Annotated in this window: 16 protein-coding genes and 1 pseudogene; 14 read left to right on the top strand and 3 right to left on the bottom strand. The window is 73.4% G+C overall.

Annotated features, from left to right (window positions below):
• A pseudogene (locus PAI11_RS26720) lies at nt 1-274 on the top strand (alpha/beta hydrolase); the annotation flags it as partial.
• 15 nt (nt 275-289) lie between these two features.
• Here the strand turns inward: PAI11_RS26720 and PAI11_RS01580 are convergent.
• A complete protein-coding gene (locus tag PAI11_RS01580; protein ID WP_007570129.1) occupies nt 290-937 on the bottom strand; it encodes a TetR/AcrR family transcriptional regulator in 648 nt (215 codons plus the stop codon).
• A 152-nt stretch (nt 938-1,089) separates the two neighbouring features.
• On the opposite strand from PAI11_RS01580, the gene PAI11_RS01585 reads away from it, so the two are divergent.
• The 13 genes from PAI11_RS01585 to PAI11_RS01645 all read left to right on the top strand — a co-directional run bounded on the left by PAI11_RS01585 (nt 1,090) and on the right by PAI11_RS01645 (nt 19,363).
• Entirely contained in the window at nt 1,090-1,965 is an 876-nt protein-coding gene (locus PAI11_RS01585; protein WP_007570130.1) for a MaoC/PaaZ C-terminal domain-containing protein, read from the top strand.
• 318 nt (nt 1,966-2,283) lie between these two features.
• Entirely contained in the window at nt 2,284-3,393 is a 1,110-nt protein-coding gene (locus tag PAI11_RS01590) for a serine hydrolase domain-containing protein (protein WP_040597669.1), read from the top strand.
• Nucleotides 3,394-3,573: 180 nt separating this feature from the next.
• Nucleotides 3,574-4,815 carry a cytochrome P450 gene (locus tag PAI11_RS01595; protein ID WP_007570134.1) on the top strand — a complete coding sequence of 414 codons (1,242 nt, stop codon included), beginning with the start codon at nt 3,574-3,576 and terminating at the stop codon, nt 4,813-4,815.
• A 53-nt stretch (nt 4,816-4,868) separates the two neighbouring features.
• Nucleotides 4,869-6,074 (top strand): cytochrome P450, encoded by a 1,206-nt coding sequence (locus PAI11_RS01600; protein WP_138974050.1) that lies wholly within the window; start codon nt 4,869-4,871, stop codon nt 6,072-6,074.
• A 36-nt stretch (nt 6,075-6,110) separates the two neighbouring features.
• The gene (locus PAI11_RS01605; RefSeq protein WP_007570138.1) at nt 6,111-10,073 is read left to right on the top strand and encodes a glycosyl hydrolase family 2 protein; all 3,963 of its coding nucleotides are present in this window, start codon (nt 6,111-6,113) and stop codon (nt 10,071-10,073) included.
• Nucleotides 10,070-11,506 carry an L-fucose/L-arabinose isomerase family protein gene (locus PAI11_RS01610; protein WP_007570139.1) on the top strand — a complete coding sequence of 479 codons (1,437 nt, stop codon included), beginning with the start codon at nt 10,070-10,072 and terminating at the stop codon, nt 11,504-11,506. Before PAI11_RS01605 ends, PAI11_RS01610 begins: the two co-directional genes overlap by 4 nt.
• A 25-nt stretch (nt 11,507-11,531) precedes the next feature.
• On the top strand, nt 11,532-12,854 hold the full coding sequence (locus PAI11_RS01615; RefSeq protein ID WP_007570141.1) for an ABC transporter substrate-binding protein: 1,323 nt from the start codon (nt 11,532-11,534) through the stop codon (nt 12,852-12,854).
• A gap of 22 nt (nt 12,855-12,876) precedes the next feature.
• Nucleotides 12,877-13,827 (top strand): carbohydrate ABC transporter permease, encoded by a 951-nt coding sequence (locus PAI11_RS01620; RefSeq protein WP_081488193.1) that lies wholly within the window; start codon nt 12,877-12,879, stop codon nt 13,825-13,827.
• On the top strand, nt 13,824-14,702 hold the full coding sequence (locus PAI11_RS01625) for a carbohydrate ABC transporter permease (RefSeq protein ID WP_138974044.1): 879 nt from the start codon (nt 13,824-13,826) through the stop codon (nt 14,700-14,702). Before PAI11_RS01620 ends, PAI11_RS01625 begins: the two co-directional genes overlap by 4 nt.
• Nucleotides 14,703-14,769: 67 nt before the next feature.
• A complete protein-coding gene (locus PAI11_RS01630; protein WP_007570148.1) occupies nt 14,770-15,966 on the top strand; it encodes an ABC transporter ATP-binding protein in 1,197 nt (398 codons plus the stop codon).
• Entirely contained in the window at nt 15,956-17,173 is a 1,218-nt protein-coding gene (gene fdhA / locus PAI11_RS01635; RefSeq protein WP_007570150.1) for a formaldehyde dehydrogenase, glutathione-independent, read from the top strand. The genes PAI11_RS01630 and fdhA overlap by 11 nt, the downstream gene beginning before the upstream one ends.
• Nucleotides 17,170-18,141 (top strand): NHL repeat-containing protein, encoded by a 972-nt coding sequence (locus tag PAI11_RS01640; protein ID WP_007570152.1) that lies wholly within the window; start codon nt 17,170-17,172, stop codon nt 18,139-18,141. Before fdhA ends, PAI11_RS01640 begins: the two co-directional genes overlap by 4 nt.
• Before the next feature lies 1 nt (nt 18,142).
• Entirely contained in the window at nt 18,143-19,363 is a 1,221-nt protein-coding gene (locus tag PAI11_RS01645) for a cytochrome P450 (RefSeq protein ID WP_007570153.1), read from the top strand.
• Here PAI11_RS01645 and PAI11_RS01650 read toward each other — a convergent pair.
• Both PAI11_RS01650 and PAI11_RS01655 read right to left on the bottom strand, forming a co-directional pair.
• The gene (locus PAI11_RS01650; protein WP_081488194.1) at nt 19,353-21,839 is read right to left on the bottom strand and encodes a family 78 glycoside hydrolase catalytic domain; all 2,487 of its coding nucleotides are present in this window, start codon (nt 21,837-21,839) and stop codon (nt 19,353-19,355) included. The two genes, PAI11_RS01645 and PAI11_RS01650, sit on opposite strands and share 11 nt — an antisense overlap.
• Nucleotides 21,840-21,923: 84 nt before the next feature.
• A complete protein-coding gene (locus PAI11_RS01655; RefSeq protein WP_007570158.1) occupies nt 21,924-22,970 on the bottom strand; it encodes a LacI family DNA-binding transcriptional regulator in 1,047 nt (348 codons plus the stop codon).
• Nucleotides 22,971-23,122: the final 152 nt, after the last annotated feature.

Below are 23,122 nucleotides of genomic sequence, written 5' to 3' on the forward strand. Positions count from 1 at the left end.
CCGCGCCGAGGGCGGCGCCGGCGTCCGCGGGGTGCAGGTGGCGCTCGCCCGGCGCGTGGCGGGCGGCCGCTGTCGCTTCGTCGCGCGCTCGGGCCGCGTCACCCGCCCGCGCTCCTGCCGGCGGCGGACCTACCTCCGCGCCCGGGGAACGGCTCGCTGGACGCTGCGGATCCGCCACCGCCTGCCGCGTGGGCGCTACGTCGTCGCGGCGCGCTCCTACGACGCGCACCACCAGCGCAGCCGGGTCCGGACCCGCAGCGCGCGCGTCCGCTGACGCACGCGATCGGCGTCAGCCCGCCGACGAGGTCCCCTGCTCCACCGCCGAGTCGACGAAGCCGCTGAGCCCATCCCAGACGACGGTCATGAGCCGCTCGACGACGTCGTCGAGCGGCACGCCGGGATTGCGCCGCCACCAGCGCGCGAGCTGCTCGCCGCCGCCGGAGACGATGTGCGCGTACGCGCGGACCTCGTCGGGGTCGAGGTCGGGGACGACCTTCTCGGCGAGCGCCGCGATCTGGTCGGCGGCGCGGAAGCGCAGCTCGGCGGCCAGCTCGCCGGCGGGGCCGGCCGGCAGCGATCCGGTGCCGGAGAGCACGTCCCAGCTGGGGCCGTGCTCCTGGACGAAGCGGAAGTAGGCCTCGATGCCGGCCCGCAGCTGATCGCGCGGATGCCCCTGGTTGAAGATGCTGGCGTCGACGAAGCGCGAGTGGAGCTCGGCGCGCGCGGCGTGGACGCAGGCGACGTAGAGGTCGTCCAGCGAGGAGAAGTGCTCGTACAGCAGCGACCGCGTGACGCCGCTGCGGACGGCGACCAGCTCCATGGTCGCGCCGTGGTAGCCGACCTCGCCGAAGACGGCCTCGGCCGCCTTCAGGATCAGCGCGCGTCGCGCCTGCTTCGTCAGCCGCCGCCGCGGTCCGGCCTGGGGCGCGCTCGCCATCTTCGGCGGCATCCTATCGCACGCCGTTTGCAAACTGACACGAACGTCAGTAGCGTCGCGAGCGGCATGTCGACGAAGGTGATCTGCGGCGGTGCGCGCCGTCGCTCCGGCTCGGCCGGGGCCGCGGCGCGCCGACGACGAGGGGCCGCGGCATGAGCCTCGCCACCGACGCGGTCGGGCTCCGGCTGCGCCCGTGGTCGGGGCTGCTCGACGCGCGCTGGCTGATGGCCTACGCCGCCAGCCTGGGCCACGACGAGGACCTGTACTTCGACACCACGCGCGCGACCGGCGTGTCGGCTCATCCGGTCTTCCCGATCGCGCCCGAGTGGGCGTTGCTGACCGATCCCGAGAGCGGGCTCGACGTTGGCCTGACCATCGGCGAGGCGCTGCGCGGGGTGCACGCGTCGCACGACCTGCACCTCCACCAGCCGATCTTCCAGGACCTTCCCGTGACGGTCGGCGCCGAGGTCGTCGGCGCGCAGCGGACCCCGGCCGGCGCGCTGATGACGGTGCGCTTCGACGGCGCGACGCACGACGGCGACGGGCTCTGGACGTCGTGGATGCGGACGGTCTACCGGGGCGTGGGCGTCGACGGCCCGGACCGGCCGCCGGCGGACGCCGTGCCGGCGCCCCGGGCGGCGTCCGAGGAAGCGGCCGACCGGACCCGGAGCGTCGCGATCGCGGTCGCCGCGCCGCACGTCTACGGCGAGGGCGCGCGGATCTGGAACCCGATCCACAGCGACCGGTCGATCGCGCTGGCGGCGGGGCTCGACGGGACCGTGCTGCACGGCAGCGCGACCCTGGCCCACGCCGTCGACTGGGCGCTCGAGGCGCTGGGCGCCACCCCCGACCGGGTGCGGCGGATCGGAGCGACCTTCCGCGCGACGGTGCCCGTCCCGTCCGAGATCGCGGTCGTCCTGACCGCGACCGGGCGGCTGGCGGACGGGGGCCGCCTGGCCCGCTTCGAGGTCGGGAACGCCGCCGGCGCGGTCGCCCTCAGGGAGGGCTTCCTCGTCGTCGCGCCGTGACGGTCCGATCCGGCTCGCGACGGCCCTCCTCGCGCGGTTCGGTATTAAGACTTGACCAAATTGTAACGCTTCAATACAGTCGCGACGTCCAGAGACAACGTCGTTGACGTTCAACGGAGGAGAATCATGCTGAAGCCGATCGCCCGTTCGCTCGGGCGCCAGCGGATCGCCGGTGCCCCGCCCGCGCTCGACCAGGATCGTCGCGCTGGTCGTTCGCCAATGCCGGGGGCCACGGCCCCCGGTCCCCGCGCCCGCAGCTCCCTGCTCGCCGTAGCCGGAGCGTCCCTCACGGCGGTCCTGGCTGCGGTCACCCTGGCGGTGCCGGCGCAGGCCGCGCCGCTGTCGGCGGCCGACCAGGCGTTCGTCGACGCCACCGTCCAGCAGGCGGTGACCGAGAACAACGTCGGCGGGATGTCGATCAAGATCAGCGGTCCGGCCGGCGACTACGAGAAGGCCTACGGCGACCGCTCGTCGGCGCCGAAGGTGCCGCTGACGCTCGCCGACCACTTCCGGATCGGCAGCATCACCAAGACCTTCACCGCGACCGCGATCCTCAAGCAGGTCGAGCTGGGCAACCTGTCGCTCGACGACAAGCTCGACCAGTTCGTGACCGGGATCCCGAACGGGAGCCAGATCACGGTCAAGCAGCTGCTCGGGATGCGGTCGGGCGTCTACGACTACCAGCAGGACGCGGCGCTGAAGCTGCAGGTCGGCCTGACCCCGTGGGTGGACTTCGATCCGCAGCGAGTCCTCACGATCCTCCGCGACCCGTCCCACCCGCCGCGCTTCGCGCCCGGCGCGAAGACCGAGTACAGCGAGACGAACTACGTCCTGCTCGGCTTCATCCTCCAGGCGGTGACCGGCCAGGACGCCGCGACGGTGATCACCAACGACGTGATCACCCCGCTCGGCCTGACGAACACGAAGTTCCCGACCGCGGCGAACACCAGCCCGATCTACGCGATGCCGTCGCCGTACGCCACGGGGTACGTCACCGGGTACCTGTTCCCCGGCGTCACCCAGGACCTGACCGCTTGGAACCCGAACCTGGTCTGGACCGCCGGGGCGATCATCTCGACGGTCGGCGACATGGAGAAGTACGTCAAGGCGCTGGGCCAGGGCCAGCTGCTCAACGCCAGCACCAACGCGCTGCGCAAGCAGTGGTGCCCGATGCCGTACACCTACGAGGGTCCCACCCAGTGGGGCTACGGGCTCGGCCTCTCGAGCCTCGGCAGCTGGATCGGCCACGGCGGCTCGATCGCCGGCTACGAGGGCTCGGCGTTCTACGAGCCGACCAGCGGCGCCGCGATCGCCGTCCTGGGGAACTTCCAGTCCTCCACGGTGAAGGTCTGGACGCAGGTCTTCGAGCGGATCGCCGCCCACCTGTACCCGGGGACGATGGCCACCCCGAGCTACCCCACCTGCTGACGCAGCGACTCGCCGGGCGTCGCGCGACGCCCGGCGAGTCGTCGACCCCATCGCGCGGCAGACCGGCCTCCCCGCGGCATCACGCCGCGGGGAGGCCTTCGTCGTTCCCGGCGGACGCCTGGAAGCCAGTTTGGCTCGCAGACTTGACCAAATTGAAACGTTGCAATATGGTCGCTCACGATGACGGGAACCGCACGAGAGGCCGCTGCCTCGACGCCCGATGCGATCACCCTCTCGATGGTGCGAGAGCGGATCTTCGACCCGCCCGCGGAGCTCGAGAAGCTGCTGCGCAGCGGCGAGACGCTCCACCGGCTGCGGTTCAAGGGGGGCGAGGTCGGCTGGCTGGTCACCGGCTACGACGCGGCCCGCTCGGTCCTCAACGACCCGCGCTTCTCGCTGCGCGAGATCCCGCCGCTGCACACGGTCGAGCCCGCCAAGCACGACGCGATCATCGCGATGATGCGCGAGGAGGGCCTGCTGCGCGGCGACATGCTGACCATGGATCCCCCGGAGCACGCCCGCTTCCGCCAGGCCATCACCCCGCGGTTCGCGCTGCGCAGCGTCGAGCGGTTCGAGGCCGAGGTCGAGGAGATCGTCGCTCGCTGCCTGGACGACCTCGCGGCCTCCGCGCAGCCCGCGGATCTGGTGCGGACGTTCGCCGCCCCGATCTCGTTCCGCAGCCAGTGCGCGCTGCTCGGCGTCCCGGAGCAGGACATCCCGATGCTGGAGCTGATCGGCGAAACCAACCGCAACCCCGCGCTGACGGCCGACGAGGTGATCGCGGCCACGCGCGAGTTCCGGGCCTACCTGGACGAGGTCGTGGCCCGCAAGCGCCGCGAGCCGGGGGACGACCTGATCTCCGACATCGTCGAGGGCGGCGTCCTGGACGACGAGGAGATCGTCGGCCTGCTGGTGCTGCTGTTCGTCGCCGGGGTCGAGACGACCGAGTCGATGCTCGCGACCGGCGTCTTCGCCCTGCTCACCCACGAGGATCAGCTCGACCTGCTGCGCGGCGACCTGACGTTGATGAAGCCGGCGGTGGAGGAGCTGATGCGCTACCTGACCGTCTTCAACGTCGGCACGCTCACGCGCACCGCGACCGACGACGTCGAGCTCGACGGCGTCGTGATCGAGCAGGGTGCGTGGGTCTCGGTCTCGCTGCTCGGCGCCAACCGCGACGGCCGGCGCTTCCGCCATCCCGACCTGCTCGACATCGAGCGCGGCGGCAAGGGCCAGGTCGGCTTCGGGCACGGCGTGCACGTGTGCAGCGGCCAGCACCTGGCCCGGCTCGAGCTGCGGGTCGGCATCGCCAGGCTGCTCGAGCGCTTCCCGCGCCTGGCGATCGCGCGCGACGAGGACGTGGTCCTCTCGGGCGACGACGAGGTCACCTTCGGCGTCAAGCGACTGCCGGTGACCTGGTGATCTCGGCCCACGACGGAGGAAGGACTGCGATGGAGTGCAAGCGGGGAACGACCGTGACGGAGCCCGTCGACCACCCGATCGAGCGCGCCGGCGTGCTCGATCCGCCGCCGGCGCTGCGCGCGCTGGCCGAGCGGGCGCCGATCTCGCGGCTGCGCTTCTCCGACGGACGCGCCGGGTGGCTGGTGACCAGCTACGCGCTGGGCCGCGCGCTGCTGGTCGACAACCGCTTCCGCGTCGATCCGGTCACCCTGCCGCACGGGGACCCGGAGATGCTCGAGGAGATCGAGCGGATCGACACCAGCATGCCGGAGAGCGAGGGCGTCCTGATCCGGCTGCACCCGCCGCAGCACACGAGGATCCGCAAGGCCGCCGCCAGGTACTTCACGGTCCGCGCCGTCCGCGAGCAGCAGCAGGCGATCGAGCGGATCGTCGGCGACCGGCTCGACGCGATGGCGGCGGCCGGCGGGCCGATCGACCTGGTCACCGCGTTCGCGCTGCCGGTCTCGTCGTTCAGCATCTGCCAGCAGCTCGGCGTCTCGCCGGAGGACCGGGAGCGGTTCGAGCGCCCGAGCGCGGTGCTGGCCGATCCGCACCTCGACGCCGGGCAGAAGCGCGACGCGCTCGTCGCCTTCTACGACTACTGCCGCCAGGTCGTCGCGGAGAAGCGCGCGTCGCCGCGTCCGGACATCCTCAGCGACCTCGTCGAGCAGGGCGAGCTGTCCGAGGACGAGATCGTCGGGCTCGCCCGCCAGCTGTTCGAGGCCGGGCACGAGACGACCGCCGCCCAGCTCTCGCTCGGCGTGCTCGCCCTGCTCGGCGACCGTGCCCGCTGGGAGCGCCTGCGCGCGGACCCCTCGCAGGTCGGGAACGCCGTCGAGGAACTGCTCCGCTACCTCTCGATCCTGCAGCTGGGCAGCTTCGCGCGGACCGCGTCGGAGGACGTGGAGCTGGGCGACGTCGTCATCAGGGCGGGAGAGACGGTCGTCGTCTCGATCCCCGCGGCCAACCGCGATCCCGGGAAGTTCCCCGACCCCGACGAGCTCGACCTCGGCCGCAACGCCGCCGGCCACCTCGCGTTCGGCCACGGCCGCCACATGTGCATCGGGCAGCACCTCGCCCGGCTCGAGCTGGAGGTCGCGCTCCGCGGCCTGATCGAGCGGTTCCCGAACCTCGACCTGGCGGTGCCGCTGGCCGAGATCCGCTTCCTCGGCGGCGAGCACCAGATGTACGGCGTCGAAGCCCTGCCGGTCGCCTGGTAGGACGATGAGGCTCGTCGCCGATCGAGGAGGAGCGGCATGACGCCGCTGCTCGAGCGCTTCCGGGACCCCGGCCGCAGCTTCTTCCCGACGCCGATCTGGTGGTGGAGCGGCGAGCGGCTGGATCCGGCCCGCCTGCGCTGGCAGATGGAGCGGCTGGTCGCCGGCGGCGCGCCGAACCTGGTCGTGATGAACCTGCTGCCAACCGTGTCGGAGATGGGCAAGAGCCGGGACGACCCGGCGCTCTTCTCGGAGCGGTGGTGGACGATCTTCGAGGGCGTCTGCCGCGACGCCGAGGAGCTTGGCGTCTCGCTCTGGCTCTACGACCAGATCGGGCACGGCGGCGCCAACCTGCTCGGCGAGGTGATCGCCGAGGACCCGAGCGCGACCGGCCTGGTGCTGGAGCGGGCGGTCGTCGACGTCGACGGGCGCGGCGCGGTCGAGTGCCCGCCGGCCGGCACCGTCGTCGCCGCGGCCCTCGTCGAGCGCGACGGGACGATCCGCCCGGTCGCGCCGGCCGGGGGCGTCGCGTCGGCCGAGGGCAGCGGCCGCCTGATGCTCTTCTACACCGTCCCGCGCGGACTGGACTTCCTCTCCCGCGGGGCCTGCGACCAGCTGATCCGGGTCGCGTTCGAGGGCTACGAGCAGCGCGTGCCGCAGTACCTGGGGAACGTCATCGTCGGCTCGTTCCAGGACGAGCTGCCGCCGATCCAGAACTGGTCGCCGGGCTTCCCCGAGCGCTTCCGCCAGATCGCCGGCTACGACCTGCTTCCGCGACTGGCCGAGCTCTGGGACGACCTCACGCCCGAGAGCGGGCGCGTGCGCCGGGACTTCCACCACGTGCGCGGGAAGCTCGCCGAGGACGCGTTCTTCGTGCCGCTCCACGACTGGCACGAGCGCCACGGGATGCTGTCCGCGTTCGACCAGGACTACGGTGCCCGCGACGGCGATCCGGCGGGGTCGAGCCGGCTCTACGGCGACTACCTGCGGACCCACCGCTGGTTCAGCGCCCCCGGATCCGACCACCACGGCGACGCCAAGATCCACTCGTCGCTGGCCCATGCCTACGGCCGCGAGCGCGTCTGGATCGAGTCCTTCCACTCGAGCGGCTGGGGCGGCACGCTGGAGGAGACCTTCGACTGGCTGCTGCCGTGGATCGGGGCCGGGGCGAACCTCTACGACCCGCACGCCACCTACTACTCGACGCACCACGGCTGGTGGGAGTGGGCCCCGCCGGCGACCGACTGGCGCCAGCCCTACTGGCGCCACCACCTGGAGTTCGCGCGGGCGGTCGCCCGCCTCTGCAGCGTCCTCTCCTGGGGGACCCACGCGTGCGACGTCGCGGTGCTGTTCCCGTCGGCGACGGCGCAGGCGGCGCTGACCCCGGACGGCCAGGTCGCTGCGGCGGGCCGCGAGGCCTGCGAGGCCTACCACCGGATCACGGGGCGGATGACCTGGTTCGACACCGCGCCCGGCGTCCTCAACGAGCTCTGCCGCGACTTCGACGTGCTCGACGACGACACCGTCGCGGCCGCCGAGGCCGGCGACGGGACGCTCGCGCACCGCGGCGAGCGCTACCGGACCGTGATCCTGCCGGCCTGCGTCGCGATCGAGGCCGCCACCGCCCGCCGCCTCGTCGAGTTCGTCGACGCCGGCGGGGACCTCGTCGCCGTCGGGCCGCTGCCCGCGTCGGCCGCGGGCGTCGCCGAGGACGACGCGCCGGTCGAGGCCCTGCGCCAGCGCTTCGCGCGCGGCGTCGCGCGGCAGGTCGACCGCCCCGAGGACCTGGTCGACGCGCTCGCCGCCGCGCCCGCCAGCGTGCGCGCCGACGTCCCGACCCTCTGCCGCCGCGACGGCGAGCAGGTCGTGCTGTTCGTCCCGGCCGTGTTCCCGCGCGCGAGCCGGGTCGGGAAGGCCGCGAAGGACGCCGATCCGGCCTTCGACTGGCTCGTCGTCGACATCGACTTCGAGCCGTCCCGCTGGGCCCGCGAGCGCGAGATCGTCGTCTCCGGGGTCGAGGGCGCGCCGCAGCTGTGGGAGCCCTTCTCGGGGCGCCGCCGGCAGCTGGAGGCCGAGCCGACGAAGGACGGGGTCAAGGTCCGGGTTCCGTTCGACGACGGGCCGGCCGCGCTGCTGGTCTGGGGCCGCTCGGAGGAGCTTCCCGCGGCCGAGCCCCGCTTCGCCGAGCCCGTCGCCCTCGACGGCCGCTGGGAGGTCCAGATCGAGTCGACGCTGGAGGATCGGTGGGGCGACCTGGACGCGCCGCCGGCCGAGCTGCCGGTCGAGGCGTGGACGCTCGAGCACGAGGACGACGGCCGCTCGCTCCCGGCCCACGCGACCTTCGGCGCGCGCGCCCGCTGGACCGGTCCGGCGGCGCCGGACGTGCTGCCGGCGCCCGGCGAGGAGCCGCGGGACGGCGGCTGGAGGGACGCCGTCTGGTCGCCCTCGCGCGGGATCCGCAAGGACCCGCTCCACCGTCACGCGCTCGGGCCGAGCGGCCGGGTGCCGGAGGAGTTCCTGCGCTTCGGGCAGGTCGAGCGCGGCCAGGCGGTGCACGTCCGCACCGTGCTGCACGCCGCGGCGGCGGCCGAGGCCCACCTGGTGATCGGCGGCGCGGCGACCACGTCGGCGTGGCTCGACGGCCGGCCGGTGGAGCTGGTCGACGCGGGCTACCTGGCGCACGCCCGGGTCGCCCTGCCCGCGGGCCCGACGGTGCTCGACCTGCGGCTGGTCGCCGACGAGTCGCTCGACCTGCGGGCCAGCTTCACCTTCGTCGCCGACCTCGAGGGCTCGCTGATCCCCGACTGGATCCGGACCGCCGGCCCCGCCCGGGCGCGCTCCGTCGTCGCGTTCACCGGCGCGATCGAGCTCGACGCCGACCCGATCGGCGGGCAGGCGCTCGTCGGCGCCAGCGGTCCCTGCCGGGTGCTGCTCGACGGCCACGAGCTGGGCCGCCACGCCGGGTACAAGGCCGAGATCGAGGGGCCGCGCGACGAGCTCGCGTACTACGACCTCGGCGACCGCCTCGCCGCGGGCCGGCACGAGCTGCGGGTCGAGGTCGACGACGTCGGTCACGCCAGCCCGGCCGCGCAGGTCGACGTGGTCGTCGAGACCGTGGCGGGGCAGGTGCGCCTGCACTCGGGGCGCGACTGGAGCGGCGAGCGTGACGGCGTCGCCGTCCCGGTCGAGATCCGGCGGGCGCCGGCCGGCCTGATCAACGCCCGCGACGGCCAGTACATCCAGTCGGGCGACCTGGTCCACACCCACCTCTGGAAGCGGCCGCACCCGCTGCCGGACGCGGTCTGGCTGGAGCCGGAGCGCGCGGGGGCGGACGCCGGAACCTCGATCGACGCCCGGATCGCGGCCGAGAGCCCGACGCAGCGCTTCCGCGTGACGGCGCCACCCGGCGCGCGGCGGCTGCAGGTCGCGCTGGCGGGCGGCTGCCGCCTGCTCGGGCTGCGGGTCGCCGGCGACCCGGTCGCGCTCGGCCCGTCGGCCCCCGGGGCGCCGTGCCTGGTCGAGCTGCCGGACGGCGATCGCGGCCCGCGGAGCGTCGAGCTGGCGATCGAGCCGGCGCCCGGGTTGCGCGGAGGCGGCGTGCTCGCCGGTCCCCTCCGCTTCGCGACCGGCGTCGGGATGGTCGAGCTCGGCGATTGGCAGGCCCAGGGGCTCGCCAGCCACAGCGGCGGCGTGCGCTACCGGCGCACGCTCGGCGACGACGTCCCGGCCGGTCGGCTGCGGCTCGACCTGGGGGTCGTGCGCGGCACCGCCGAGCTGCTCGTCGACGGCGAGCGCGTCGGGGTCCGCGTCTGCTCGCCCTACCGGTTCGAGCTCTCGGCCGGTCCCGGATCGGTCCTGGAGGTCCTCGTGCTGAACACGTTGGGGCCGCATCTCGATGCGGTCAGTCCCACCCACTACGTCTTCGACGGCCAGACGCGATCGGGGCTGTTCGGCCCGGTGACGCTGGCGGCCGGCCGAGCGGACCGCGAGGAGGCGGCATGAAGGTGACGTCGGAGCCGGCGAAGGTCGGCGTCTTCGGCATCGGCCTGGCCGCGTACTGGCCCCAGTTCGAGGGCCTGCGCGAGCGCTGCGAGGGCTATCAGCGGCGGGTCGAGGAGCGCGTCCGCGAGCTCGGCGCCGAGGTCGTCTCGGCCGGCCTCGTCGACGACGCCGAGGGCGCCCGCGCGGCCGGCGACGCCTTCGCCGCGGCCGGGGTCGACCTGGTCGTCTGCCATGCCGTCACCTACGCGACCTCGTCGCAGGTGATCCCGACGCTGCAGCGGGCCGGGGTGCCGGTCCTGCTCGCCGCGCTGCAGCCGACGCCGAGCCTGGACTACGAGGACACCGACACGGCCGAGTGGCTGGCCAACTGCGCCGCCTGCTGCGTGCCGGAGATCGCCGGCGCCTGCGTGCGCTGCCGGATCCCCTACGACACGGTCGCCGGCACGATCGAGGGCGACGCGCGCGCCTGGGGCCGGATCGGCTCGTGGGTGCGGGCCGCCGGCGTGGTGCGGTCGCTGCGCCGCTCGCGGCTCGGGTTCCTGGGCCACGTCTACGCGGGCATGCTCGACATGTACTCGGACTTCACGGCCTTCCACGCCGACCTCGGCGCCCACGTCGAGGTGCTCGAGATCGACGACCTCGCGACCCGGGTCGACGCTGCCGAGCCGGCCGCGGTCGCCGCCAAGCTCGAGCAGATCCGCGCGGAGTTCGACTGGGCCGATCCCTCGACCGACCCGATCGCCGCGCCGATCGACGACGCCGCGCTCGACTGGAGCGCGCGGGTCGCGGTCGGCCTCGACCGGCTCGTCGCGGACTTCGAGCTGGACGCCCTGACCTACTACTACCGCGGCCTCGACGGCAACGAGTCCGAGCGCCTCGGCGCCGGCGTGATCGTCGGCAACTCGCTGCTGACCGCGCGCGGGATCCCGACCGCCGGCGAAGGCGACCTGAAGACCAACGTCGCCCAGCTGATCCTCGACCGGCTCGGCGCCGGCGGCTCGTACACCGAGTTCTACGCGCTGGACTTCGACGAGCAGTTCACGCTGATGGGCCACGACGGCCCGGCGCACGTCGCGATCGCCGAGGGCCGGCCGACGCTGCGCAATCTCAAGCTCTACCACGGCAAGCGGGGCAACGGGCTCTCGGTCGAGTGCCGCGTGCGCTACGGCCCGATCACGATCGTCGGCTGCACGCAGACGGCCGACGGCCGCCTGAAGCTGCTGGTCGCCGAGGGCGAGTCGGTCCCCGGCGCGACGTTCCGGATCGGCAACACCAACTCGCGCCTGCGGTTCTCGAAGCCGCCGGCCGAGTTCTTCGAGGCGTGGTGCGCCGAAGGGCCGACGCATCACGTCGCGCTCGGCGTCGGCCACCGCGCCGAGGACGTCCGCCGGATCGCCCAGCTGCTCGACCTGCCGTGCACCGAAGTCGGATGAGGGTCACTCGAATGGAGGAGAGGACATGAGGAACTGGCTCAAGCTGGTCTGTACGTTGGCGCTCGTCGGCGCGCTGGGAGCGTTCGCCAGCGGCTGCGGAGGGTCCGACGGGGACCAGGGCGGTGGCGGTGGCTCGGCCGGTCCGCCGAACCCGGCGACGGTCAAGGGCAAGATCGTCGTCTGGGACGTCTTCTACAAGTCGTTCCCGAGCTACACGAAGGCGGTCCCGAAGCTCGACGAGGCGTTCAAGCGGAAGTACCCGAACGTCGAGGTCGAGCACGTGGCGCAGCCGTTCGGCGAGTACGCGGCGCTGCAGCAGGCGGCGTTCACCGGACGCCAGGGGCCGGACGTGATGATGATGCCGAACGCCGGCAGCCTCCGACAGTTCCAGAAGGGGCTGGAGGAGCTGAACGACCGGATCACGCCGGAGCAGCAGGAGCAGCTGACCGGCTGGGAGACCGTGACGCCGGGCTACCAGGTCGAGGGCCCGCACTACGGCGTGCCGATCGCCCAGACCGACTTCATGTTCTATTTCAACAAGAAGCTCTTCCGGAAGGCCGGCCTGCCGACCGACTTCCAGCCGAAGAGCTGGGAGGACCTCCGGGACGCGGGCCTGAAGCTGAAGGCGGCCGGCATCCAGCCGTTCACCGGCGGCAACAAGGAGGGCTACGAGTCGCAGTGGTGGTGGCACATGGCGTGGCCGACGGTCAACACCAAGGAGCAGGCGATCGCGCTCGCCGAGGGCAAGCTGCCCTTCACCGATCCGGCCGTCGCCAGGACCTTCGAGCCCGAGCTGATGATGCAGAAGGCCGGGCTGTTCGAGAAGGACCGCTTCACCACGCCGTTCTTCAACGACGGCTACCTGCGCTTCGCCGACGGCAAGGGCGCGATGGTCCTCGGCGGCTCGACGAACACCGCCTACTGGGGCGACTTCAACAAGGCGCTCGGCCAGGAGAACGTCGGGATGTTCCTTCCGCCGGGCAGCAAGTACGTGTCGATGCAGCCCGAGTGGAGCTGGTCGATCCCGAAGTTCGCCAAGAACAAGGACGCCGCCTGGGCGTACATCGACTTCATGGCGGGCAAGGAGGCGACCCGGATGCTCTTCGACCTGACCGGCGAGCTGCCCAGCCGCAAGGACGTGCCGCTGCCGGCCGACGCGCCGCCCCAGGCCCGTCAGATCCGCGACTGGTACCGCGACAAGCCGACGTTCATCGCGACCGACGTGCTGGTCCCCAGCCAGGTCACGCAGACGATGAACACGGAGGCGAAGGAGGTGCTCCAGGGCCGCCGGTCGCTGGAGGACATGCTGAAGGCGGTCCAGGCGACGTTCGACAAGGTCAACCGGTAGCCGGGCCCGGTCCACGAACCCGATGACCGCTTCCCCGGATACCCCGTCCGTCGGCGGGCCCGCGCAGGTGCGCGGGCCCGCCCGGGGCACCCGCCTGCGCCGCGCCGCGGCACGGGCCACGCCGCTGTTCCTGCTGGCGCCGGCGCTGGCGCTGCTCGCGTGGCTGATGGTGTTCCCGGCCGCCGACGCGGTGCGCCTGGCGTTCACCGACTGGGACGGCTTCTCCGACCCGAAGTGGATCGGGCTCGACAACTTCAAGGACCTGCTGAGCGACGACCGCTTCACGCAGGCGCTGACCCACAACCTGATCATCATCGCGGTCCTGCCGATCTGGATCGCGGTCCCCTACAGCCTGGCCTGGGGCCTGCACCGCAAGATCCCGGGCTGGCGCTTCTTCCGCTTCGCCTTCTTCCTGCCGGTGGTCCTGTCGCCGGTCGTGATCGGCGTGTACTACGGGATGTTCCTCGATCCCAACGGGCCCTTCAACGGGCTGCTGCGGGCGATCGGGCTCGGCGGGCTGGCGCGCGAGTGGACCAACGAGCCGGGGATCGCGCTGCCGGTCGTGATCGTGATCGTGATCTGGTGGACGCTCGGGATCGGGGTCCTGATCTTCCTCAGCGCGCTCTCGAACCTCGACGGCGAGCTGGAGGACGCCGCCCGCGTCGACGGCGCATCGCGCTGGCAGATCCAGCGTCACGTGATCTTCTGGCAGATGCGCCCGGTGATCCAGTTCTGGGCGATCATCATCGTGATCCTCTCGTTCACGTCGTTCTTCCCCCTGATCTACACCCTGACCGAGGGTGGACCGGGATTCGCGACGGCGACCGTCGACTTCTACCTGTACCAAGAGGCGTTCGACAACGGGAACCTCGGCTACGCCAGCGCCGTCGCGGTCGCGCTCGTGGTGGTGATCGGCTCGGTGTCCGGTCTGGCCGTGGCGCTCCTGCGCGGACGCAGGAAGGCGATCCGATGAGCACGCAGACGGTGGCGGGACGGGCGCGCTGGGCGCCGGGGAGCGCCGCCCGGATCGGGCGCCGCGGCAGGCGGGTGGCGGTCTGGCTGATCTTCGCGACGCTCGCGGCCTCGACGATCTACCCGCTCTTCTTCCTGCTCTCGACGGCGCTGCGCACGTCCGAGGACTACCGCCGCGCGCCCGGCGGGCTGCCGCACGAGCTGACGTTCGACAACGTCCAGCGGGCGTTCTCCGAGATGGACATCGGCCGGCTGGCGCTGAACTCGCTGCTGGTCGTGGTGCCGGCGGTGCTGCTGCTGACGGTGCTCTCCTGCCTCGCGGCCTATGCGCTGGTCCACTTCGAGTTCCCGCTGCGGCGCACGACGCTGGCGATCGTGGCGGCGCTGATGGCGCTGCCGCCGGCGGCGATCGTGATCCCGATCTTCAAGGCGATCCTCGACGTCAACCTGCTGAACAACCGGCTCGGGCTGATCCTGGCCTACGCCGCGCTCCAGCTGCCGTTCAGCATCTTCCTGCTGGCGTCGTTCATGCGCGCGGTCCCCGGCGAGCTGCTGAAGGCGGCGATGCTCGACGGCGCCGGTCCGCTGCGCACGCTCTGGTCGGTGGTGCTGCCGCTCGTCCGGCCGGGGCTGCTGACGTTGATGACGCTCAACTTCCTGTTCCTGTGGAACGAGTTCCTCTACTCGCTGGTGCTGCTCCAGCGCGAGCCGGAGCGCACGATGATGGTCGGGATCGGCCAGTTCCAGGGCCACTTCGACCAAAGCCTGGGGATCGTCTCCGCGGGCCTGATGATGTCGATGATCCCGCCGCTGCTGATCTTCTTCTTCTTCCAGCGCGACCTGGCCCGGGGCCTGACCACCGGAGCGCTGAAGTGAGCCGCTCGCACCCGCTCTTCGACGCCCGCACGGGCGACACGACCACCGCTACCTCGAGGGAGACGCCATGGGCTCGATCCAGCTGCGCGAAGTGACCAAGGCCTTCCCCAAGTCCAAGGCCGCCGCGGTCGACCAGATCTCGCTGGAGATCGCCGACGGCGAGTTCCTGGTCCTGGTCGGCCCGTCCGGCTGCGGCAAGTCGACGCTGCTGCGGATGATCGCCGGGATCGAGGACGTCAGCTCCGGGCAGATCCTGATCGACGACGCCGACGCCACCAACGCGCCCCCGAAGGAGCGCGACATCGCGATGGTGTTCCAGAGCTACGCGCTCTACCCGCAGATGACCGTCGCCGAGAACCTGCACTTCGCCCTGAAGCTGCGCAAGGTGCCGAAGGCGGAGCGCATCGAGCGCGTCGACGAGGTCATGCGGATGCTGCGGCTGAAGGAGCTCGAGTCGCGCACGCCGGGGCAGCTGTCCGGCGGCCAGCGGCAGCGGGTGGCGATGGGCCGGGCGATGGTCCGCGAGCCCGCCGCCTTCCTGATGGACGAGCCGCTCTCGAACCTCGACGCGAAGCTGCGGATCGCGATGCGCTCCGAGCTCGCCCGGCTGCACGAGCGGCTCGGCGTCACGACGATCTACGTGACCCACGACCAGACCGAGGCGATGACGCTCGGCCAGCGGGTCGCGGTGCTGCGCGACGGCAGGCTGCAACAGGTCGGCACGCCGCAGGAGCTGTTCCACGAGCCACGGAACCTGTTCGTCGCCGCGTTCATCGGCAGCCCGACGATCAACCTGGTCGAGGCCGAGGTGCGCGGCGGATCGCTGCGCTTCGGGGGCCATGCGATCCCGGTCCCCGCGCACGCCCGGCTGACCGACGGCGCGACGGTGGTCGTCGGCATCCGCCCCTCCGCGTTCGAGCTGGCGGAGCTCGCCGACGACGCCGCCCCGCGCCTCGCGGTGCGCCTCGAGGTGGTCGAGAACCTCGGCGACGAGCTCCACGCGATCTTCCCGGTCGACGCTCCCCGCGTCGACGTCGAGGGTGCCGTCGACGTCGAGCAGGCCGGCGACGAGCAGCTGCTCGTCGACGAGCGCGCGCTGTTCACCGCCGCGCTCGCTCCCCGGCGTCCGCTCGCCCCCGGCGACGAGGTCGAGCTGGCGATCGACACCAGCCGGCTGCAGTTCTTCGACCCGGAGAGCGGACTGGCGCTCGCTGGGTCGGCGACCGGCGAGCACGAGATCGAGAGGAAGGTCCATGCCGGATAACCGCGGCGTCGCCTACGTCGAGCCGGGCAAGGTCGAGGTCCGGAGCATCGACTTCCCCAGCTTCGAGCTGCGGGACGGTCCCGGGGTCCACCCGGCCAACGTCGGCCGCAAGCTGCCGCACGCGGCGATCGTCAAGTGCGTCACGACCAACATCTGCGGCTCCGACCAGCACATGGTCCGCGGTCGCACGACCGCCCCCGAGGGCCTGATCCTCGGCCACGAGATCACCGGCGAGGTGATCGAGGTCGGCCCGGACGTCGAGTTCGTCCAGGTCGGCGACCTCTGCTCGGTCCCGTTCAACATCGCCTGCGGCCGCTGTCGCCGCTGCAAGACCGGCGACACGGGCGTCTGCCTGAACGTCAACCCCGATCGTCCCGGATCCGCCTACGGCTACGTCGACATGGGCGGTTGGGTCGGCGGCCAGGCCGAGTACGCGGTGGTGCCCTACGCCGACTGGAACCTGCTCAGGTTCCCCGACCGGGAGCAGGCGCTGGAGAAGATCCTCGACCTGACGATGCTCTCCGACATCTTCCCCACCGGGTACCACGGGGCGGTGACGGCGGGCGTCACCTCGGGCTCGACCGTCTACGTCGCCGGCGCCGGGCCGGTCGGCCTCGCGGCCGCCCACTCGGCGCAGCTGCTCGGCGCGGCGGTGGTGATCGTCGGCGACCTGATCCCCGAGCGGCTGGCGCAGGCGCGCAGCTTCGGCTGCGAGACGATCGACGTCTCGGCGGGCGACCCGAAGGACCAGATCGAGCAGATCCTCGGCGTGCCCGAGGTCGACGCGGCGATCGACGCGGTCGGCTTCGAGGCGCGCGGGCACGGGGGCGACGCCGGCCACGAGGCGCCGGCCACCGTCCTCAACTCGATCATGGACGTGACCCGGGCGGCCGGCAAGCTCGGCATCCCGGGCCTCTACGTCACCGGAGATCCCGGCGCCGTCGACGACGCCGCGAAGGAGGGATCGCTGTCGATCCGGATCGGGCTCGGGTGGGCGAAGTCGCACAGCTTCGCCACCGGCCAGTGCCCGGTGATGCGCTACCACCACGGCCTGATGCAGATGATCCTCAACGATCGCGCCCAGATCGCCAGCGCGGTCAACGCGACGGTGATCGGGCTCGACGACGCGTCGCGGGGCTACGGCGACTTCGACCGGGGCGCCGCCTGCAAGTACGTGATCGACCCGCACGGCATGGTCGGGCGATGACCTGGCGAGAGGACTGGGTCGCGCCCGACGCCGCGCTCTACGGCGACGACGCCTGGGCCCACCACGACCTCGCCGTCACCGCCGACCAGCGGCTCGTCGGCTTCCGCTCCGGCGGCGATCGCTTCTGGTCGCTCGACGCCGACGGCCGGTTCGCGGAGGAGTGGGCCAGCGACCTCCACGAGGGGCACGGGCTGACGCTCGCCGGTCCCGCCGGGGCGGAGGAGCTGTGGGTCGCCGACCCCGGCATCACGTTCGCCCGCGACGCCGAGGGCGTCCACGACGCCGTGCTGTCCCGCGTCCACGGCCGGGTCGTGGCCTTCGACCTGGCCGGCAACCGGATCGCCGAGCTGCCGACCCCGGGCTGGCCGGCCTACGACGCCGGCGAGACCTACCGGCCGACGACCGTCGTGGTCGACGACGCCGGCGACGGCTCGGTCTGGGTCGCCGACGGCTACGGCGCCGAGCTGGTCCACCGCGTCACGCGCGAGGGCGAGCTGCTGCGCACGCTCAGCGGCGTCGAGGGCGCCGGCCGGTTCGATTGCCCCCACGGGCTGCTGATCGACCGCCGCCGGCCGGACGACCCGCAGCTCTACGTGACCGATCGCGGCAACGACCGGATCGTCGTCTACGACCTCGACGGCAACTTCCTGCGAGCGATCGTCGAGGGCCTGCGCGCGCCGAGCGGGCTGGCGGTCCGCGGCGACGACCTGGTCGTCGCCGAGCTGGGCGCCCGGCTGACGATCCTCGACCGCGACGATCGCGTCGTCGAGCGGATCGGCGACGACCCGCGGGCCACCGCGCGCCCGGGGTGGCCGAACGCCCTCGACGCCGACGGGCGCACCGTGCGCCCCGAGCTGCGGCCCGGGAGCTTCAACAGCCCCCACGGGCTGGCGGTCGACGCCGCCGGGCGGATCTACGTCGCCGAGTGGGTCCTGGGCGGGCGGATGGTCCGCGTCGAGCGAGGGTGAGATGGGGCGCCAGCAGCCCACGACCACCGCGACGGCGCCCGTCGTCCTGCCGCTCGGGCGGGAGGGCCTCTTCGATCCGCCGGCTGCGCTGGCCGCCCTGGCGGCCGCCGGCGCGGTGCGGCGCCTGCACTACGCCGACGGGCAGGTCGGCTGGCTCGTGACGTCCTACGACGCGGCGCGCCGCGTGGTCGCGGACCGCCGGCTCGCGGTGGTGATGGCGCAGCCGGTCGGCGACTCCGCCACCCAGGCGACCTTCGACGAGGCGATCGGCGGGCTCGACGACGGCTTCGTCAGCCTCAAGGAACCACCCGACCACACCCGTCTGCGGCGCGCGGTCGCGGCGCGCTTCACCCCGGGGCGGGTCGCCGAGCGGCGGGCCCGGATCGAGGCGATCGTCGCCGACCTGCTGGATGCGATCGAGCGATCGGGCCCGCCGGCGGACCTGCGCCCCGCGTTCGCGCTGGCGATCCCGTCGCGGGTGATCTGCGAGCTGCTCGGGGTGCCGGCGAGCGACGAGCACCGGTTCCTGCACCCGACCGAGGTGATGCTCGATTCCGCCGCGACGCCCGAGCGGACGGCCGCGGCCTTCCGCGACTTCGCCGACTACGTGCGCGAGGTCGTCGCCCGCAAGCACGCCGATCCCCGGGACGACCTGCTGACCGACCTGGCCCACGGGGACGACCTGGACGACCGCGAGCTGGCCGGGATGGCGATGGAGCTGTTCATCACCGGCCACGAGACGACGGCCAACGCGATCGCGCTCGGGACCCTGGCGCTGCTGCGCGACCGCGACGCCTGGCGGTCCCTCTGCGCCGACCCGGCGCTGATCGAGGAGTGGAGCGAGGAGCTGCTGCGCCACCTGTCGATCGTCGAGCAGAGCTTCACCCGCGTCGCCAGCGAGGACGTCGAGCTGGACGGCGTGACGATCCGCGCCGGCGAGCGGGTCACGGTGTCGCTGCTGACGGCGAACCGCGATCCCGCCCGGTTCGCCGAGCCCGACGAGCTGCGGCCCGACCGCGGCGCACGCGGGCACCTCGCGTTCGGGCACGGCATCCACAAGTGCCTCGGCCAGCACCTGGCGCGGGTCGAGCTGCAGGTGGCGCTGGCCGGGCTCGCCCGCCGCTTCCCGACGTTGCGACTCGCCGAGCCGGTGGAGCGCCTGCCGCTCGAGAGCGCCGACGTCGGCGTCTACCGCGCGCTCGCGCTGCCCGTCAGCTGGTAGCCGCCGACAGCTCGTGCCGGCCCGGCCCCAGCTGCCGTCGCGCGCCGCCCCACGCGACGTCGAGCGGGACCGGGCTGTCGATCGCGAGCCGTCCGCTGCCGGCGTCGGCCCGCACCCGCAGCGGACCGCGGGGCGTCGGCGCCGTGCCCTCGGCCCACGCCAGGTCGCCCAGCGCCGGGGCGACGCGGGCGCGGGCGAAGCCCGGCTCGGCCGGTTGCACGCCCAGGGTGTGGACGATCAGGTCGCGGGTCGGGGTCGCGCTCCAGCCGTGGCAGTGCGAGCCGCCGACCCACGTCTCCGGCCAGCTGCGCTCGCCCGCCCGCACGAAGGCGCCCCAGTCGCGGCAGGCGTCGGCGACGAGGTCGGCGCGGCCGGCCTCCGCCAGCGCGTCGTGGACGACGTAGCGGAAGAACGGCTGCGCCTCGAGGATCCGTGTCTCCTGGTCCCAGGTCGGCTCCGGGTTGCCGTGGGCGACGAGGTCGGCCCCGGCTTCCAGGTGGCCGCTGCCCAGCCGCTCGAAGGCGGGGGCCGAGTGCGCCAGGTGGCGGCGGTCGGCCAGGATCGAGGCCAGCCCGGGCAGCCGCGCGGCGGGCACGATCCCGGCGCAGATCGCGGCCGCGTTGGCGTGACGGCTCGCCGCCGGGCGCACGCTGCCGGCCACGCGGTGGTCGCGGTAGAGCGCCCGTCTCGGGTCCCAGAAGACCTCGAACCCGGTGGCCACGTCGCGGCGCAGGCCGCGCGCCCACGACGCGCGGTGGCCGTCGCCGAGCCACTCCGCCAGCTCCTCGAAGTCGCGCAGCCCGCGCGCCCAGAGCGCGTTCAGCGCCGCGCTCGTGCCGGCCACCGGGACCGCGCTCCAGTCGATCAGCACCCATCCCGGGACCTCGGCGAGCAGCCCGTCCGGGCCGCGGTAGGGGAGGAACCAGCGCAGCACGCGCTCGCAGCTGGCCAGCAGCGACGCCACCAGGTCGCGGTCTCCGGCGTAGCGCATCAGGTTGTGGACGGCGCGGATCCAGTGCAGCGCCCAGTCGGGGATGTAGCTGCCCTCGAGCGGGCCGCCGCCCAGGTTCGAGCAGACCGCCATCGGCAGCATCCCGTCGCTGCGCGGCGCGTCGGCGAGGACCGGGTGCCAGCGCGCCAGCGACCAGTCCCCGGCCGTCGCCAGGTGCACCGACTGGTGGACGACGAAGTCCCCGGTCCAGGCGCGAGCCTCGCGGGTCGGGCAGTCGATGTAGGCGTCCTGCGAGCAGAGCTCGACCGTGCGCAGCCCGATCGCGAAGACCTCGTTCAGCAGCTCGTCGCTGCAGCGGAACGGCGTCGACGAGCCGCGGGCCCGCGGGAACAGCCGCTCGCGGACCGCGACCCGCAGGCGCACCGGCCCCTCGGCGCGGATCGCCGCGACCGCGTGACGGCCCCCCAGCGGGTCGAAGGACTCGTGGTCGTCGTCGTCGCCGCGGGCGACGTAGCGCAGGCCGGCGTGGGCGAACGCGGGCACGAGCAGCCCGGCGTCGTCGACCTCCTCGCCCAGCGCGATGTCGATCCGGGTCCCCGCCGGCGCCTCGACGCCGAGCCGCAGCATCCCGGCGACGGTCTCGCCGAAGTCGAGGGCGACCAGGTGCGTGCCGCCGGGGACCTCGACGGACCCGTCGGCGGCCAGCGCGACGCGCCGCGAGGCCGCCGCGGTCCGCTGGTCGGCGATCACCTGTGCGACCGGGTCGTCGGCGGCCGTCGCCGGAACGGTGGCGGCCGCTGACAGCGCCGCCGCGACCGGCCGGCGGACGTCGCCGGAGAGCTGGGGGATCGGTCGCGGCGGCAGCGGGCCGTACGGGTCGCTGGGCGGCTCGAGGATGCCGAGGTAGCCGTCGTTGCGCGGGTCGATCGGCGTGGCGCGCGGCCACGCGGCGTCGTCGAAGTCGGGCGCGGTCCAGCCTGCGGGGAGCTGTCGCGCGTCGACCATCTCGCGCGGGAACCCGGTGCCGTCCTCGAACGAGCGCGGCCCCGGCGTCCAGGCGTCCCCGGCCAGCGCCCGCCAGCGCTCGTCGGTCGCGATCACCCGATCGCCCGAGAGCCGCAGCTCGGCCGCCACCGCCGCTCCGCCGAGGCCGAGGGTCACCGGCGACGGCAGCCACCACGAGGTCGGGGTCCCGTAGTACCGGGCGAGGATCGCGATCGCGTTGCGGCCCGGGCGCAGGCGCCCGGCCGCGTCGACCAGCTCGCAGCGGGTGCTGCGAGCGTCGGCGCGGATCGGCCCGCGGGCCACCTCGTGGCCGTTCACCCAGACCACGAGCCGCGAGTTGGCGACCGCCCGCAGCGGCGCCGCGCCGGGCACCTCGGCCAGGTCGAAGGCCCGCCGCAGGAGGACGAAGCGGTCGTGGACGGCGAGGTCGACCGCGCCGGCCATGAGGCCGGGCCGGTGGCCGGTGTCGCCCAGCCACACCCACCTCGCGTCCCACCGGTAGGGCAGCTCCAAGGTCATCCCGTGCCTGCGCAGGGTAGCAGGCATTGAAACGCTTCAGGCGATGGCGCGACGGCGGCGCCGGAGCGTCGGATCCGAGCGCGGCTAGGCCCGGATCGGGGAGCGATCCGGCGCCGCGTCGATCGCCGCCCCGGTCGACGCGCGGACCACCAGCTCGGGCGCGAAGACCACCCGCTCGTGCTTGTGCTTCTCGTCGTCCGCCTCGTCCAGCAGCTGCTCCGCCGCCCGCCGGCCGAGCTCGTAGGCGGGCTGGCGCACCGACGTCAGCGGCACGAACGCCATCGTGGCGAAGGCGACGTCGTCGTAGCCGACGATCGCGAAGTCCTCGGGGACTCGATGGCCCGCCGCGATCAGCGCGTGCTCGACGCCGAGCGCCAGCAGGTCGTTGGCGCAGAAGATGCCGGTCGGAAGCTGCTCGCCGGCGAGCAGCTTCCGGGCGGCCTCCTCGCCGGCGTCGATCGTCATCTGCTCGGCCTCGATGTCGGCGCCGGCGAGCAGCTGCGCTCCGGCGGCCTCGGCGGCGGCCAGGAAGCCCGTGCGCCGGTCGGCGCACTGGCTCCAGTCGCGCGGGCCGTTGACGAGCGCCAGGCGCCGGTGCCCCAGCTCGCACAGGTGCTCGCCGGCGAGCCGGCCGCCGGCGACGTCGTCCACGGAGACGCTGCACTGGTCCTTGCTGGCGCTGCGCTGGTCGAGCATGACCACCGGCGTGCCGGTCTTGCGCATCCGGCCGTAGACGCGCGAGTTGCCCTTGCCGACCCGCGTCGCGAGGATCCCGGCCACCCGCTGCTCCTCGAGCTGCCGCAGCTGGCGGCGCTCGTGCGCGGGGTCGCCGGCGAAGCTGCAGACCACGACGACGTACCCGGCCTCGCCGGCGACGTCCTCGACCCCCCGGTAGACCTCGGCGAAGAACGGGTTGCCGATGTCGAGGACGATCAGCCCGATCGCGGGGTTCCGGGCCCCGGTCATCTGGCGGGCCGCGGCGCTCGGCACGAAGTGCAGCTCGTCGATCGCCGCCTGGATCGACGCGAGCGTCTTCTCGGCGACGATCTCGGGTCGGTTGAGCGCGTTCGACACGGTGCCGACGGAGACGCCGGCGCGCTCGGCGACGTCGAGGATGGTCCGACGCCTCATTTCGGCCAACGATACTTGCTGCCGGAGCGGCATCTGCCCCGAGCGCGGGCGGCCCGGGCGGCCCGGCTCGATCGCCACGCCGGCGGCGGCACTATGAAGCGTTTCAAATTCTTGTTAGGCTGCGCCAGCAGCGGGACTCGTTCACGCCCGTC

This window comes from Patulibacter medicamentivorans (genome assembly GCF_000240225.1).
GTDB lineage: Bacteria > Actinomycetota > Thermoleophilia > Solirubrobacterales > Solirubrobacteraceae > Patulibacter > Patulibacter medicamentivorans.